This window comes from Microcystis aeruginosa NIES-843 (assembly GCF_000010625.1).
Lineage (GTDB): Bacteria > Cyanobacteriota > Cyanobacteriia > Cyanobacteriales > Microcystaceae > Microcystis > Microcystis aeruginosa.
This window is the reverse complement of record NC_010296.1, coordinates 2,651,052-2,665,289: the sequence shown is the minus strand read 5'-3', so window position 1 is coordinate 2,665,289 and position 14,238 is coordinate 2,651,052. Positions and strand designations below refer to the sequence as shown.

Here is a 14,238-nt window from a genome sequence, read left to right as displayed (position 1 = left end):
AAACTAGCTCAAGCTATATCAGATGTTAGTTGGGGAGAAATCACTCGACAATGAGCCTATAAATGCCGTTGGTATGGGAGAAACTATCGGGAAATAGATATAGCATTTCTGATTCACAAAAGGTACATTCCCGAGCCTGAACAGCTTAATCAGCAAAGGTTTAACTGTGCCGCACAGATGCGAGAAACGCTATAGATGGTTTCCTAGTTCAAAACGGTGCAATAATTGTGGGCATATCGTTGAGAAAATGCCGTTAAGTGTCCGAGAATGGGAGTGTCCTGAATGTGGAACTTGCCATGAAAGGGATGTTAACGCCAGTAAAAACATTTTGGCCGCAGGGCTTGCGGTATCAGTCTGGGTCGCGAGTGTCAGACCCGAACAGAGCAAGTCTGTGAAGGCAACTGCTAAGAAGCAGAAACCTAGATCGTGAGGTCTAGGAATCACCGTCCCTTTTAGGGCGGTGAGGATGTCAATCCCACCCCCTAAATCCCCCTTAAGGGGTAATTCTATCGTCTCCCCTGAAAGGGGAGATAAGAGAGGGGTGGGGACTGAGGGGGGTGGGGGCTGGTTTGCTCAACCGAACGGTATTGGGTAGGGGAGGTGTGAACGATTATAATTTAATTTTAGGGACCTGCGTAGGAATAATATCCCAGCCAGACACTCGCTCTGTAGAAGAATCAGACCAGCCATAAATGGTACATTATCAAAGCGCAAGTCCCTTATGTTGTTGTGCTGTTTAGTTATTCAAGGAGTTTTTGTATGGAATCCACAAAAGAGCGCGGGCAATTAATCATCATTGGTGGAGCAGAAGACAAAGAAGGAGATTGTCAAATCTTGCGAGAGTTTGTTCGCTGTGCTGGCGGGACTAAAGCTAAAATTGCCGTGTTAACGGCGGCAACAAGTGAGCCTCGTTCGGCTGGAGAAACCTATACCCGAGTGTTTGAGCGACTCGGTGTCGAGGATGTGCGTGTCCTCGATACCATTCACAGGGAAGATGCCGACGATCCAGAAAACCTGAAAATCATTGAGGAAGCCACAGGAGCGTTTTTTACCGGGGGAGATCAAGCCCTAATCATTGAACACATCAAGGGAACTCAGCTAGATGCCTTACTTCACCAACGCAATCGGGAGGGAATGGTGGTAGGTGGGACAAGTGCCGGTGCTGCCATCATGCCCGATCTGATGATTATTGAAGGAGACTCGGAAACCAACCCACGCATGGACGCGATAGAGATGGGTCCGGGAATGGGATTTCTGCACTCAGTGGTGATCGATCAGCATTTTGCCCAGCGCGGACGGCTAGGTCGCCTGATTTCCGCTCTCTTACAGCAGCCAGCTAACTTAGGCTTTGGCATTGACGAAGATACAGCAGTAATTGTGGACGGTGACGAATTTAAAGTGGTGGGGCGTGGGGCTGTAACAATTGTCGATGAATCAGAAGCAACTTATGATAATTTAGACGAACTGCTCAAAGATGAAGCGATGGCAGTGTGTGGAGTCAGGTTGCACATCTTACCTCAAGGATTCCGCTTTAACTTGAAAACTCGCAAGCCCGTTTTCTCTCGATCAATAGAGTTAAAGGATAGCAATCCTAAAAAGGAGGCAGAAGTTGAAAGGGAGTAGGTCGGAGGGAACAATCAGTGGTGGCTTGTACCCGCCACTGATTGGAGAATTTATTTAAATCAGAAAAATATTGACTCTGAGGTCTAAGAATGAATCACGATCGGGATGATGAAACCAATCTTGAGCGGCGACAAGAACTGCTACATGATGAAGAGGCTTTTCGACTTGATCAAGAAGAGAAACGCCTGCGATCTGCCAGACGAAGTAATACCTTAAATTGGATAATTAATAGCATTTTCGGGCTGGCAGGAATAGGGCAAATACTACTGGTAATGAGGTTCTTGCTGCGTTTGTTTGGTGCGAACCCACAAAATCAATTTGCTCAGTTGATTAATCATCTATCTGCACCTTTCATTGCGCCATTTTCCACCTTATTCATTAGTCCTGCTTCATCTGGTGGAGCAAACATATTTGATGTTAATATTGTGATTGCGATCGTAGCCTATGCTCTCTTGAGCTATACTTTGCACGGCTATAACTTGCATTTTTTCCTCAAATCACTCTAGTATTAGATAATGCCCGCTATCAAAAATGTAAAATTGTTGATGAATTGGCTCTTTCTTTGTCAATATAGTTACTCTATCTGCCGTCTTATTGCCTAATCTAAATTTAATTGAAAGCCTGGGTAAATTGGTCAAAAATAAATGTTTATATGGTAAATATTATGAAAACTTTTCCGACTTTTCTTCAGCTATTTATGAATGTCTGAATGATGCCCATCTGAAACATAAAAAAGAACTGGATTCCTTGCTCACTCTAGGATTTCAGAAGTTTAATAAATCTCAGATTATGAACGACTAAAGTATATCAGTCATCAGTCATCAGTAATCAGATGTGAGTTTTCAGTTCACAAGGACCGAATCTAAAACCTAATTGGTTAAGCTAAAAGCTTTGATGTGCCTAGTTTCTAACCTTCTTTTTAGGTGAGAGAATTGCCAGATTCTTTCTTTTGCCTCTTGCATGAGTGACTCTTGCCTTCAGAACCTGATTACTGTTTACTGTTTACTGACCACTGAAAAAAACTCCCATCAACAGTGTCTCACTGATTACTGTTTACTGTTTACTGATTACTGTTTACTGTTTACTGAAACAACTCCCAACACTTAATATATGAAATGGACAGATAAAGATCAGATAATTATGCAAGGGATCGATCGACCCCTAGGCAAATATTATGCGGCACGATTGAAAGCTCAGGGAACCTGTTTAGTAGCGGGGGTGGCTAGTGGCTGCGGTGGTGAGATAATCGCAGAGATACCAGTGTTTGATCTAGTGGCCGAGGCCGTTGCTGAAGCGGGAGAAATCAAGACCAGTTTAATTTTAGTCCCCCCCAATCAAGTCCTAGATGCGGCCTTAGAAGCGATCGCAGCAGCCATCCCCCAATTAATTATCGTCACCCCCGGAGTTCCCCCCTTGGATCTGGTGGAATTATTAAAGATAGCTAGTACCACCGGGACATTAATTCTCGGACCTGGCAGCCAGGGTGTAATTATTCCCAATTATCTTTGGTTGGGTATTTGTGAACCGAATTTTTATCAATCGGGGACAATCGGTCTGATCACCCGCGGCGATCGCATAGGGGATGAAGTGGCGAAAACTTTAACAGCAGCGGGGTATGGTGAATCTATGGCGGTAAATTTGGGTACTGACGGCATTATTGGCTCCAATTTGTCCCAATGGTTGCAGGTTTTTGAGGAAGATGACAATACCGAGGCAATTCTCCTCGTCAGTCAGGTGGGGGGAAAGGCCGAAATCGAGGCAGCCAAATATATTGCCTCGGCGATCGAAAAACCAGTGATTGCCTATCTTGTGGGGTTAAATGCAGGGATTGAAACCAATTTCGGCGATACAGAAACAATTATTTCTAACCAACTTTCCTACTCTGTTGCCGCTAAGAATACCAGAAAAGATAGCCTACGTCATTTTCAAGAAGCTGGGGTGACAGTGGTGGAAAAATTGGCCGATTTACCCGCCTCTTTAGCTAAAGTCTTGTGCTGAATTTGACCCCATTGCCTCGATAATATTTATAATCTGACAATATTCTGCCAAAATAAGCACCTAACAGGATGTTTCACCCCATCCTGCCTAGCAGATTTTCGATGACAATTCCTGAGAGCTACTATATCATGGTAGACCACCTGTGATTCCTCAGACTGGCCAAGATAAAGATGGCAACAGGCAAAAATTAGGAAAAATCAGCGACAATCGAAACGGCAAGATCAAAAAAATTTCTATTCTAGATTGACCCTTATCAGCAGACCAACTATCCCACCCTTCTAGACAACGACCCTAAGGATAACTTCTATGGCGCAACAAAATAAACCAAAAACCGACAATATCCACCAAATCGATACCTATTGGGGTCCCCGATGGCTCGTAGAGGAACGGGACGCTTGCGGAGTCGGTTTTATTGCCGATGTGCGCGGTTCCGGCAGCCATCAACTGATCGAACAGGCCCTTTTAGCCTTAGGTTGTTTGGAACACCGGGGAGGCTGCAGCGCCGATCAGGATTCCGGGGACGGGTCCGGTATGATGACCGCTATCCCCAGAGATGTCCTCGCTCCTTGGTTCGCCGAAAATGGCTTAAATATGCCGGAATCTGAGCGCCTAGGGGTGGGTATGGTCTTTCTTCCCCAAGCGGCCCAAGAACGAGCCGAGGCTAAATCACATATCGAGGAAATTGTCAATAAATATAATATTAAGATTTTAGGTTGGCGCACTGTTCCCGTCCGTCCCGAAGTCCTCGGAAGACAAGCAAGGGAAAATCAACCCTACGTCGAGCAAATTCTGGTTACTTCCCCCGATTTAGCCGGTTCTCAATTCGATCGCCTACTCTATATTGCCCGTTCTGAAGTGGGTAAGCAACTGGCCGATGATTTCTATTTCTGTTCCTTTTCCTGTCGCACCATTGTCTATAAAGGCATGGTACGGGGCGAAATCCTGCGAGAATTCTATCTAGACCTGCAAAATACCGCCTATAGCAGTCAATTCGCTATTTATCACCGACGTTTTAGCACCAATACCCAACCAAAATGGCCCCTCGCTCAACCGATGCGCTTATTGGGTCATAACGGCGAAATTAACACCCTTTTGGGCAATATTAACTGGATGTCGGCCCGGGAACCCGCTTTAGAAACGGAAGGTTGGACCCACGAAGAATTACAATCCCTGACTCCCATTGTTAACCCCGCTAACAGCGACTCCTATAACCTCGATAGCGCCCTAGAATTATTGGTGAGAACCGGTCGCAGTCCCCTAGAAGCAGCTATGATCCTAGTGCCGGAGGCCTACAATAATCAGCCGGATTTACAGGATTATCCCGAAATTATCGACTTCTACGAATACTATAGCGGTTTACAGGAACCCTGGGACGGTCCGGCTTTACTGGTCTTCAGTGACGGGGGAATCGTCGGCGCTTGTTTGGACCGCAACGGTTTGCGACCGGCCCGTTATAGCATTACTAACAACGGTTATATCGTCGTTTCCTCGGAAGCGGGAACTATTCCCCTCGATGAAACCACCATTATCGAAAAAGGTCGTCTCGGCCCCGGTCAAATGATCGCAGTTGACCTAGAAAAAGGCGAAATTAAGCGTAATTGGCCGATTAAACAGGAAATTGCCCGAGCTAATCCCTACGGTGCATGGGTTAAATCCCAACGCACCTTGATTGACAAAGAAACAGCGATAGACATTCCCGCTCCTAGTCATCTCCTTCCCCGGCAAACCGCTTTCGGTTATACTGCCGAAGATGTGGATATGATTATCGTTCCCATGGCAGAACAGGGAAAAGAACCGACTTTCTGTATGGGTGATGACACTCCCCTAGCGGTCCTCTCCAGTAAACCCCATCTTCTCTACGATTACTTTAAACAACGTTTTGCCCAAGTTACTAACCCCCCCATCGATCCCTTACGGGAAAGTTTAGTCATGTCCTTGACTATGTATCTGGGACGACGGGGCAATATACTTAAATTAGGGGTTGATGACGCACATTTACTGAAATTAGACTCTCCCCTGCTCAATAATGCGGAATTAGCCAAAGTTAAAACCTCTAGCTACAGAACAGCCGAACTTTCTACCCTTTATGATCTGACCACCGGACCGGGGGGATTAGAAACCGCGATCGCTCATTTGTGCGCTGAGGCCGCCAAGAAAGTAGCATCGGGAGCGGAAATTTTAATTCTCAGTGACAGGACTGCTCCTATTGACGAAAAAACTAGCTATATTCCCCCCTTATTAGCTGTTGGTGCCGTCCATCATCACCTGATTCGCTCACACTTGCGTTTAAAAGCTTCGATCGTTATCGACACGGCCCAATGTTGGAGTACCCATCACTTCGCTTGTCTAATTGGTTATGGCGCTTCCGCAGTCTGTCCCTATCTGGCCCTAGAAACGATCGCCCAGTGGTGGATCGAGCCAAAAACTCAGAAATTGATGGAAAATGGCAAATTAGAAGCTATTAGCCTCGAAAAAGCCCTAATTAATTACCGCAAATCCGTAGAAGCAGGATTACTGAAAATCCTCTCGAAAATGGGTATTTCTCTCCTATCTTCCTACCATGGGGCGCAAATTTTCGAGGCGATCGGTCTGTCGGCAGATTTAGTTAAACTAGCTTTTAACGGTACTACCAGTCGCGTCGGGGGTTTAAGCATTGCTGAAGTGGCCCAAGAAGCGATCGCATTCCACAGCAAAGCTTTTCCCAATCTTACCGCTAAAAAACTAGAAAACTACGGTTTTGTCAACTACCGTCCGGGGGGAGAATACCACATGAATTCCCCAGAAATGGCGAAAGCACTCCATAAAGCCGTGGCCGCTCACTCCCAAGGGGAAGGATATGACCATTACGAAACCTATCGCCAAATCTTGCAGCAAAGACCCGTTACTGCATTGCGCGATTTATTAGAATTTAACAGCGATCGAGCCTCAATTGCCATCGAAGCAGTAGAATCGATCGAAAGTATCCTGCAACGCTTCTGCACAGGGGGAATGTCCCTCGGTGCCTTGGGCCGGGAAGCACACGAAACCCTAGCGATCGCCATGAATCGCATCGGAGGTAAGTCCAATTCCGGAGAAGGGGGAGAAGATCCGATCCGTTACACCAGCTTAAGCGATGTGGATGCAGAAGGACATTCCGTGACTATGCCCCATCTAAACGGCTTAAAAAACGGTGATACGGCTAATTCTGCCATTAAACAGATAGCTTCGGGTCGTTTTGGAGTCACTCCCGAATACTTAATGAGTGGAAAACAGCTAGAGATTAAAATGGCCCAGGGAGCAAAACCGGGAGAAGGAGGTCAATTACCCGGGAAAAAAGTCAGTTCCTATATTGCCATGTTACGGCGATCAAAACCGGGAGTAACTTTGATTTCTCCCCCTCCTCACCACGATATCTACTCGATCGAAGATTTAGCGCAATTAATCTACGATTTACACCAAATTAACCCCCGGGCCAAAGTTTCCGTCAAATTAGTGGCCGAGATCGGTATCGGCACAATTGCGGCCGGAGTTGCCAAAGCTAACGCTGATATTATCCAGATTTCTGGCCACGATGGTGGTACAGGTGCATCACCCCTAAGTTCGATCAAACACGCAGGTAGTCCCTGGGAATTGGGAGTAACGGAAGTGCATCGGATGTTAATGGAAAATCAACTGCGTCATCGGGTGATTTTGCGCGCAGATGGAGGACTAAAAACCGGTTGGGATATCCTCATGGCTGCTCTGATGGGTGCGGAGGAATTCGGTTTTGGTTCCATTTCCATGATTGCCGAGGGGTGCATCATGGCCCGCGTCTGTCACACGAATAATTGCCCTGTGGGAGTCGCTACCCAGCAGGAACGTCTCCGCACTCGTTTTCCAGGAATTCCCGCTCATGTGGTCAATTTCTTTACTTTGGTGGCCGAGGAAACGCGGCAATTATTAGCGAAATTAGGCTATCACAGTTTAAATGAGGTGATTGGCCGGGCAGATCTGTTAAAAGTGCGCTCCGATGCTCGTTTAACTAAGACAGAATCCCTCAATCTTGATTGTTTGTTGAATTTACCCGATGGCCGTAGCGATCGCTCTTGGTTGCAGCACGAGGAAGTACATAGTAACGGTGCTGTCCTCGATGACGAGATTCTAGCAGATAGCGAGATTAAACAGGCGATCGAGCAACAGGGAACCGTCAGCAAAACCTACAGGATTGTCAATACCGATCGCTCCGTGGGGGCGAGAATTGCGGGGGTAATTGCCCAAAAATACGGTAATGACGGCTTTGAAGGCGAAATTAAGCTCAATTTCCAGGGTGCGGCCGGTCAAAGTTTCGGAGCATTTAATTTACCCGGTGTCAATCTCCATTTAGAGGGAGAAGCTAACGATTATGTGGGTAAAGGCATCTACGGCGGCGAAATCGTCATCTTACCGCCCCAAAACGCCAATTATCAGCCCGAAGATAACGCTATCATCGGTAATACCTGTCTCTACGGGGCCACCGGTGGGGTGTTATACGCTAATGGTCGCGCTGGTGAACGTTTTGCTGTCCGCAATTCCACTGCGAAAGCAGTTATCGAAGGGGCCGGGGACCACCTCTGTGAATATATGACCGGGGGGGTAATTGTCGTGCTTGGTTCCGTCGGTCGCAACGTCGGCGCCGGGATGACGGGAGGATTAGCTTATATCCTTGATCCGTCCCTACCGGAGAAACTCAACCCCGAAATTGTCAAGATTCAACGGGTTGGCACGGCTGCTGGTGCGGAACAGTTAAAATCTTTAATTGAGGCCCATGTAGAACGCACTAATAGCCCCAAAGGTAAGTTAATTTTAGCTAATTGGGATAGCTATCTCGGTCAATTCTGGCAAGTGGTCCCTCCCTCGGAAGCGGATAGTCCCGAAGCGCAAATTAGCGCGGAGAAAACCTTAACTTCGGTGTAATTTCTTTGGGGTGCGTTACGCTTTGTTAACGCACCCATTGATTAATTTTTTGACTGCGGAGTTGATTAATGGCTATGCTGCCCATCCCCACCACCTATACTAGCTATACCCAAGCACAGGAACATTTTCTTCAGGTTTTAGAACAAGTAGAACTGGGAAACTCGATCGTTATTGTCCAACGTCAGGGTCATCATGATGTGGCCTTGATTGCTGCTGACGAATTATCCGCTTTATTAGAAGAAGTTTATCTTTTGCGCTCTCCAGCTAACGCTCAACGACTTTTTCAGTCCTTAAATTGGTCACAAGAAAGATTATCTCAGACAGCTGCCACCACTTCTCTAGAAGAATTACGTCAAGAATTGGAGACCGAGATTGAGCAAGAAAAAGCCGCAGAAGTCTGAAACCGAAATTGTGCGAATTTTTACTCAATTATGCCTAATCTAGTATCTCCAAATTGATTATATGGGGACATATTAACCTTAATTATTTAGACTACAGTTTTTATCGCTGCATAAGTCGGAACATTTGCTAAAATTTAGGATATATTCACTTTGGCTATCTTTGATGTCATAATTTGGCAATGACAAACGAAAAACTCAGATTTATCGATCTTTTTGCTGGTATTGGAGGATTTAGATTAGCTTTCGAGAGCGTTGGTTATGACTGTGTATATTCTTGTGAAATAGACGAAAACTGTCGAAAAGTAGGAAAACGAGCCAGATTTAGAGATACAAGGGGAACTCTATTTTTTCCCATCTGCGAAATAGTAGAATTAAAGCAAGATACAAGCAATCAATCAATATTTAGCATCTTCTTAACCTCATCTAGAGAATAAGTTTGACTATCTTTTTCTTCTTCTTTTGCCTGTATTAAATCTTCCAAATCCTCTAAGTCTTCTAAGATTTCTTTAATTTTCATAAACTCCTCATAAGTTAAAACAGCAAATTCTTTTTTGCCATTTTTGATTAAGAATTCAGGATGTAATTCAATCATTGTTTTCTCCTTAATTTAATTGTAGATATTTTGTCGATGTTTAACACGATAAATCACTAAAGTGATTTCTTCAACCTCAAATAGAATTCGATAGTTACCCACCCTTAAGCGATAATTAGGGGTAAAATTCTTTAATTGCTTGACATCTCCTTGTAAATTATCCGTAAACCAGAAGTTTTTTTCTGGTTTACGGATAATGGATTCCAGAAATTTAACCGTTACTTCAAGCTAAGTCTGCTAAAATCCTGATGACCCCCTCACCCAGTCAGCTACTGCCAAGGCTAAGATAATGTTAACGCTCCCCCCCAATTAGGGTTTTTTAGGCGATTGCGTTCCATATTTTCAGAGTTTACGTCAAGGCGATAGCGCTAGAAAAAAGCCACAGGCAATGTATTCCATCCTGCGGACTGATTGACTAGAGCCACATCCGTTTTACTATCACCATTAAAATTACCTGTTAGTACGTTAACGTTCGGGTTAGCAGCCCAAGAAGCAAAATCTCCGATAAATTGGTTTGTTACAGAAAAACTCCCATTTCCTTGAGAGAAAGCTACTGGCAATGTATTCCATCCTGCGGACTGATTGACTAGGGCCACATCCGTTTTACCATCACCGTTAAAATCACCCGTTCGTACCCTTACGTTCGGGTTGGCAGCCCAAGAAGCAAAATCTCCGATAAATTGGTTTGTTACAGAAAAACTCCCATTTCCTTGAGAGAAAGCTACTGGCAATGTATTCCATCCTGCGGATTTATTGATTAGGGCCACATCCGTTTTACCATCGCCGTTAAAATCACCTGTTAGTGCGTCAACACCCGGATTAGCAGCCCAAGAAGCAAAATCTCCGATAAATTGGTTTGTTACAGAAAAACTCCCATTTCCTTGAGAGAAAGCTACTGGCAATGTATTCCATCCTACGGATTTATTGACTAGGGACACATCTGTTTTACCATCACCGTTAAAATCACCCGTTAATACCCTTACGTTTGAGTTAGCAGACCAAGAGGCAAAATCTCCGATAAATTGGTTTGTTACGGAAAAACTCCCATTTCCCTGAGAGAAAGCTACGGGCAATGTACTCCATCCTGCGGACTGATTGACTAGAGATACGTCTGTTTTGCCATCACCGTTAAAATCACCCGTCAATACCCTTACGTTTGAGTTAGCAGACCAAGAGGCGAAATCTCCGATAAATTGGTTTGTTACGGAAAAATTCCCATTTCCTTGAGAGAAAGCTACGGGCAATGTACTCCATCCTGCGGACTGATTGACTAGGGACACATCTGTTTTACCATCACCGTTAAAATCACCCGTTAATACCCTTACGTTTGAGTTAGCAGACCAAGAGGCAAAATCTCCGATAAATTGGTTTGTTACGGAAAAATTCCCATTTCCTTGAGAGAAAGCTACGGGCAATGTACTCCATCCTGCGGACTGATTGACTAGGGACACATCTGTTTTACCATCACCGTTAAAATCACCCGTTAATACCCTTACGTTTGAGTTAGCAGACCAAGAGGCAAAATCTCCGATAAATTGGTTTGTTACTGTCAAGTTTCCATATGAGTTACTAATACTACCACTAATCGAATACTGCCCCAAACTACCGTAATCTGTGTAACCAGTAGTAAGAGGATTACCTTTCCCAATACCGTCAATTTTGAGGTAATAGGTTCCGGCTGCGACATTTGCTGTAATATTTGCTGATAATAAATCCGTCGGATTAGATGATGCAATTAGAGTTCCCGCAGAATTGTATAACTCTGCCAAAATATCTAAATTTGGTCCACGATTAAATGGATTCACCGTCAAACTAATCGCACCCGCACCTGTAGTAAAACTATAGAAATCTACATCCGTATTGCGCTCAATGATACCATTACCACTAACAGAAGCACCAGAAACCGTTAATGCTTTCGCAGTAGCAATTGTACTACCAGTATCATCGGTTCGGTAGCCAAAACCATTTTGGGTGGTAATAATTTGCAAATCATCTTGAGTATTATTAGCGGAAGCATACTCCCCTTTACTCCACTGGGATAGGTTCTGATAGTATCCTACTCCCATAATTGGTGCCCAGCCAGTATCCCCACTACCATGTCCTGCGTAGTATCCCTCACTGGGGGTAATTCGTCCATCATGGGATAGTCCGAGAGTATGTCCTACTTCATGGGAAATAGCTTCAGCCGTATATTTTTCGTTACCATTACCTAGTTGGTCATCAAAAACAAAGGTGGGAGTATCACTATTCCAGTTAAAAGAACCAACGTAGGCAACTCCTCCTGCTCCAGCACCGAACCAGTCATAACTGCTCCCACCAATAGCAACACGCACACCCCAGCGAGTGTCACCACTACCACTTTTAATCAAATCATTGATATTCGTTGGAGCTTGAGTTGTGACATTAACATTAAAGGGGATGAAATCCTCCGCCACGCGCTGCCAAATATACTGGATTCTTTCTAGTTCAGCATTACTAAAAGACCCTGTATTGCCATCAAAATCGAAAGCAGGAGTAACAATATTAGCCTTATTATAGGCTGTATTCCAAGAAGTACCAGAAGTAGTATGCCCGTTAAAATCCAGATAAATTGTGTGATTTGCTCCTGCTAAGCTGTTAAGGGAGAAAGTTTGAGATAGATTTAAAGCGGCTGATACAGTGGCGGCTGACTGTTTCGGTTGATTCTTAACTAGATTCGGATCAAATGGAGGAAGAGCGCAGAATGAGCAGTTACACCCAGCAATGTGTTGTAAGTTACTTGAAACCAGAGAACTTAGAGATTGGCTAGTATTAAGCGATACAGACTGGGAATTTCCTGTCTTTAGGTCATTTTCCTGCGCCGACTCAGCTAAAATCGCACCTTTACGCCCAAGAGGATCTGTGTCATCAATCTGAGCATCAATGCTATGTCTTGTTCCTTCGTCAATTTGTTCTAAATCTGTAGATAAAAGCGTGATAGTAAGAGGATTGAGCAAACTGTCACGAACAACGAAATCAAGAAAATCAGCCATCTTTAATTTCCTCCAAAACAAGAGAGATCAATAATTAAGTAGGTAGGCGTTAAAAATTATCAGAGCCCCCGCCTCCCCTGCCCCCCTTATTAAGGGGGGTAGGGGGGATCGAACCTAAAATCGATTTTTAATTTAAATATAACCGGCTACCTACAATGGGAATTGTAACCGTTCAAAGCAGAAATGTTCAATCTTGTAACAAAATTTTATAAGATTAACCTTAATTATCTAGACCACAGTTTTTATGAATCCCCTCGTTAATTATTTTCGCAACCTGCAAGAAATCCACTCCTCCCAAGCAGCAGTAAAAGAAACCTCCTACTACGGCACTCTCGAAACTCTCCTCAACGAAATCGGTAAAACCCTAAAACCGCGAGTCCGCTGCATTATCAACCTCAGAAATCAGGGTGCGGGATTGCCGGATGGGGGACTTTTTAACGTCGATCAATTCCAAAAAAATCAAGAATTAGAACCTTTTACGGCGATTTTTCCCGAAAGAGGTGCGATCGAGATTAAGGGAACCAAAGAAGATGTCAAAAAAATCGCCGCCAGCGAACAAGTACAAAAATACTGGCAAAAATACGGTCAAGTATTAGTCAGCAATTATTGCGATTTTCTGCTCATTGGTCGCAATAGCCAAGGTCAACCGGTGGAATTAGAAGCCTATAGTTTAGCCCCGTCAGAAGCCGAGTTTTGGCTGAAAACCTCAAATCCATCCAATGATTAATTTTTTGACTGCGGAGTTGATTAATGGCTATGCTGCCCATCCCCACCACCTATACTAGCTATACCCAAGCACAAGAACATTTTCTTCAGGTTTTAGAACAAGTAGAACTGGGAAACTCGAAAGATTATCTCAGACAGCTGCTACCACTTCTCTAGAAGAATTACGTCAAGAATTGGAGACCGAGATTGAGCCAGAAAAAGCCGCAGAGGTCTGAAACCGAAATTGTGCGAGTTTTTCCTCAATTATGCCTAATCCAGTATTCCGTCAACCCCGTTAAGCTTTTTTCACGAAAATAACGTCTTTTTCGACCTTGACTTGATAGGTGGTTAGATTGCCTTTTGGGGGTTTATTCGTGACGACCCCAGTGGCGGTAAATTTTCCCGTATGGCAGGGACAAGCTAAAATCTGTGCGCCAGTATCCCATTTCACCGTACAGCCTTCATGGGTACAAGTCGGGTTTACTGCACTGATCTTTTTCGTCTTTTTCTCCCAGATCAGGAGCAAGGAGCCGACCGGGGATTTTTTATCCAGAAAACTGCCTTTGGCTTCCAATTCTTTGAGGGTAATGCCCGTCACTTTCACAAAGCCATCCGCCGCTTGGGCCGGGGTCATCTCTTGGTCGGTAGCCGTCGCTAGGATTTCTGGGGCGCAGGCCATGGCTCCGCCAACACCAACGAGGGCAACAAATTCACGACGATTCATGGGATTAGGTTTTTCCAACAGTAACGTTAACTTTCACTGTACCGTAGAAGCTCTTTCCATTCAATTAACTTCTAAGTGCGAGTAGAGAGGGCCAGTAAGCAAACGCCTGACCAGGATTAGGCTTCAGAAGCTAGTTGCGACCGATAATTAATTTTTGAGGGTTCAAAAATGGCAAAAATAAGGATTAAATGGCATAAAATATGTAAATAGACTATTTAGTTAATTATTATTCATTCTTAATTCTCCTGACTCCTGACGACCGACTCCTGACTC

11 protein-coding genes and 3 pseudogenes are annotated in these 14,238 nt (G+C 44.6%); 10 read left to right on the top strand and 4 right to left on the bottom strand.

Annotated features, from left to right (window positions below):
- The first annotated feature begins 166 nt into the window (after positions 1 to 166).
- The 8 genes and pseudogenes from MAE_RS36440 to MAE_RS29580 all read left to right on the top strand — a co-directional run bounded on the left by MAE_RS36440 (position 167) and on the right by MAE_RS29580 (position 9,367).
- Positions 167 to 430: a zinc ribbon domain-containing protein gene (locus tag MAE_RS36440; protein ID WP_419866688.1), complete on the top strand. Its 264-nt coding sequence runs from the start codon at positions 167 to 169 to the stop codon at positions 428 to 430.
- Positions 431 to 759: 329 nt separating this feature from the next.
- Positions 760 to 1,623: a cyanophycinase gene (locus MAE_RS12735; protein WP_012265931.1), complete on the top strand. Its 864-nt coding sequence runs from the start codon at positions 760 to 762 to the stop codon at positions 1,621 to 1,623.
- A gap of 89 nt (positions 1,624 to 1,712) precedes the next feature.
- Positions 1,713 to 2,129, top strand: a complete 417-nt coding sequence (locus MAE_RS12730; protein ID WP_012265930.1) for a YggT family protein — start codon at positions 1,713 to 1,715, stop codon at positions 2,127 to 2,129.
- A pseudogene (locus tag MAE_RS12725) lies at positions 2,120 to 2,424 on the top strand (transposase); the annotation flags it as partial. The gene MAE_RS12730 and the pseudogene MAE_RS12725, both read left to right, overlap by 10 nt.
- A gap of 309 nt (positions 2,425 to 2,733) precedes the next feature.
- Positions 2,734 to 3,621 (top strand): succinate--CoA ligase subunit alpha, encoded by an 888-nt coding sequence (locus MAE_RS12720; protein ID WP_012265928.1) that lies wholly within the window; start codon positions 2,734 to 2,736, stop codon positions 3,619 to 3,621.
- 306 nt (positions 3,622 to 3,927) lie between these two features.
- Positions 3,928 to 8,532, top strand: a complete 4,605-nt coding sequence (gene gltB / locus MAE_RS12715) for a glutamate synthase large subunit (protein WP_012265927.1) — start codon at positions 3,928 to 3,930, stop codon at positions 8,530 to 8,532.
- 68 nt (positions 8,533 to 8,600) lie between these two features.
- Positions 8,601 to 8,933 carry a type II toxin-antitoxin system Phd/YefM family antitoxin gene (locus MAE_RS12710; protein ID WP_002763237.1) on the top strand — a complete coding sequence of 111 codons (333 nt, stop codon included), beginning with the start codon at positions 8,601 to 8,603 and terminating at the stop codon, positions 8,931 to 8,933.
- A 179-nt stretch (positions 8,934 to 9,112) separates the two neighbouring features.
- Positions 9,113 to 9,367, top strand: a complete 255-nt coding sequence (locus MAE_RS29580; protein ID WP_080506977.1) for a DNA cytosine methyltransferase — start codon at positions 9,113 to 9,115, stop codon at positions 9,365 to 9,367.
- On the opposite strand, the gene MAE_RS12705 is transcribed toward MAE_RS29580, so the two are convergent.
- The 3 genes from MAE_RS12705 to MAE_RS27715 form a co-directional block, all read right to left on the bottom strand.
- A complete protein-coding gene (locus MAE_RS12705) occupies positions 9,325 to 9,525 on the bottom strand; it encodes a hypothetical protein (RefSeq protein ID WP_012265925.1) in 201 nt (66 codons plus the stop codon). The genes MAE_RS29580 and MAE_RS12705 overlap by 43 nt on opposite strands.
- Before the next feature lie 15 nt (positions 9,526 to 9,540).
- Positions 9,541 to 9,720 carry a type II toxin-antitoxin system RelE family toxin gene (locus MAE_RS36435; RefSeq protein WP_223213090.1) on the bottom strand — a complete coding sequence of 60 codons (180 nt, stop codon included), beginning with the start codon at positions 9,718 to 9,720 and terminating at the stop codon, positions 9,541 to 9,543.
- A 173-nt stretch (positions 9,721 to 9,893) separates the two neighbouring features.
- The gene (locus MAE_RS27715; RefSeq protein ID WP_012265924.1) at positions 9,894 to 12,536 is read right to left on the bottom strand and encodes an FG-GAP-like repeat-containing protein; all 2,643 of its coding nucleotides are present in this window, start codon (positions 12,534 to 12,536) and stop codon (positions 9,894 to 9,896) included.
- Between the two features lie 244 nt (positions 12,537 to 12,780).
- Here MAE_RS27715 and MAE_RS12695 point away from each other — a divergent pair.
- Positions 12,781 to 13,254: pseudogene (locus tag MAE_RS12695) on the top strand (hypothetical protein); the annotation flags it as partial.
- Between the two features lie 32 nt (positions 13,255 to 13,286).
- Positions 13,287 to 13,477 (top strand): annotated as a pseudogene (locus MAE_RS35735) (hypothetical protein).
- Between the two features lie 59 nt (positions 13,478 to 13,536).
- Here MAE_RS35735 and MAE_RS12685 read toward each other — a convergent pair.
- Entirely contained in the window at positions 13,537 to 13,965 is a 429-nt protein-coding gene (locus MAE_RS12685) for a ubiquinol-cytochrome c reductase iron-sulfur subunit (RefSeq protein WP_041804096.1), read from the bottom strand.
- Positions 13,966 to 14,238 lie beyond the last annotated feature (273 nt).

Bases quoted from the DNA above. Each gene is read 5' to 3' on its own strand.
- MAE_RS12735 (WP_012265931.1), top strand. From the start codon at position 760: ATGGAATCCACAAAAGAGCGCGGGCAATTAATCATCATTGGTGGAGCA.
- MAE_RS12730 (WP_012265930.1), top strand. From the start codon at position 1,713: ATGAATCACGATCGGGATGATGAAACCAATCTTGAGCGGCGACAAGAA.
- MAE_RS12720 (WP_012265928.1), top strand. From the start codon at position 2,734: ATGAAATGGACAGATAAAGATCAGATAATTATGCAAGGGATCGATCGA.
- gltB (WP_012265927.1), top strand. From the start codon at position 3,928: ATGGCGCAACAAAATAAACCAAAAACCGACAATATCCACCAAATCGAT.
- MAE_RS12710 (WP_002763237.1), top strand. From the start codon at position 8,601: ATGGCTATGCTGCCCATCCCCACCACCTATACTAGCTATACCCAAGCA.
- MAE_RS29580 (WP_080506977.1), top strand. From the start codon at position 9,113: ATGACAAACGAAAAACTCAGATTTATCGATCTTTTTGCTGGTATTGGA.
- MAE_RS12705 (WP_012265925.1), bottom strand. From the start codon at position 9,525: ATGATTGAATTACATCCTGAATTCTTAATCAAAAATGGCAAAAAAGAA.
- MAE_RS27715 (WP_012265924.1), bottom strand. From the start codon at position 12,536: ATGGCTGATTTTCTTGATTTCGTTGTTCGTGACAGTTTGCTCAATCCT.
- MAE_RS12685 (WP_041804096.1), bottom strand. From the start codon at position 13,965: ATGAATCGTCGTGAATTTGTTGCCCTCGTTGGTGTTGGCGGAGCCATG.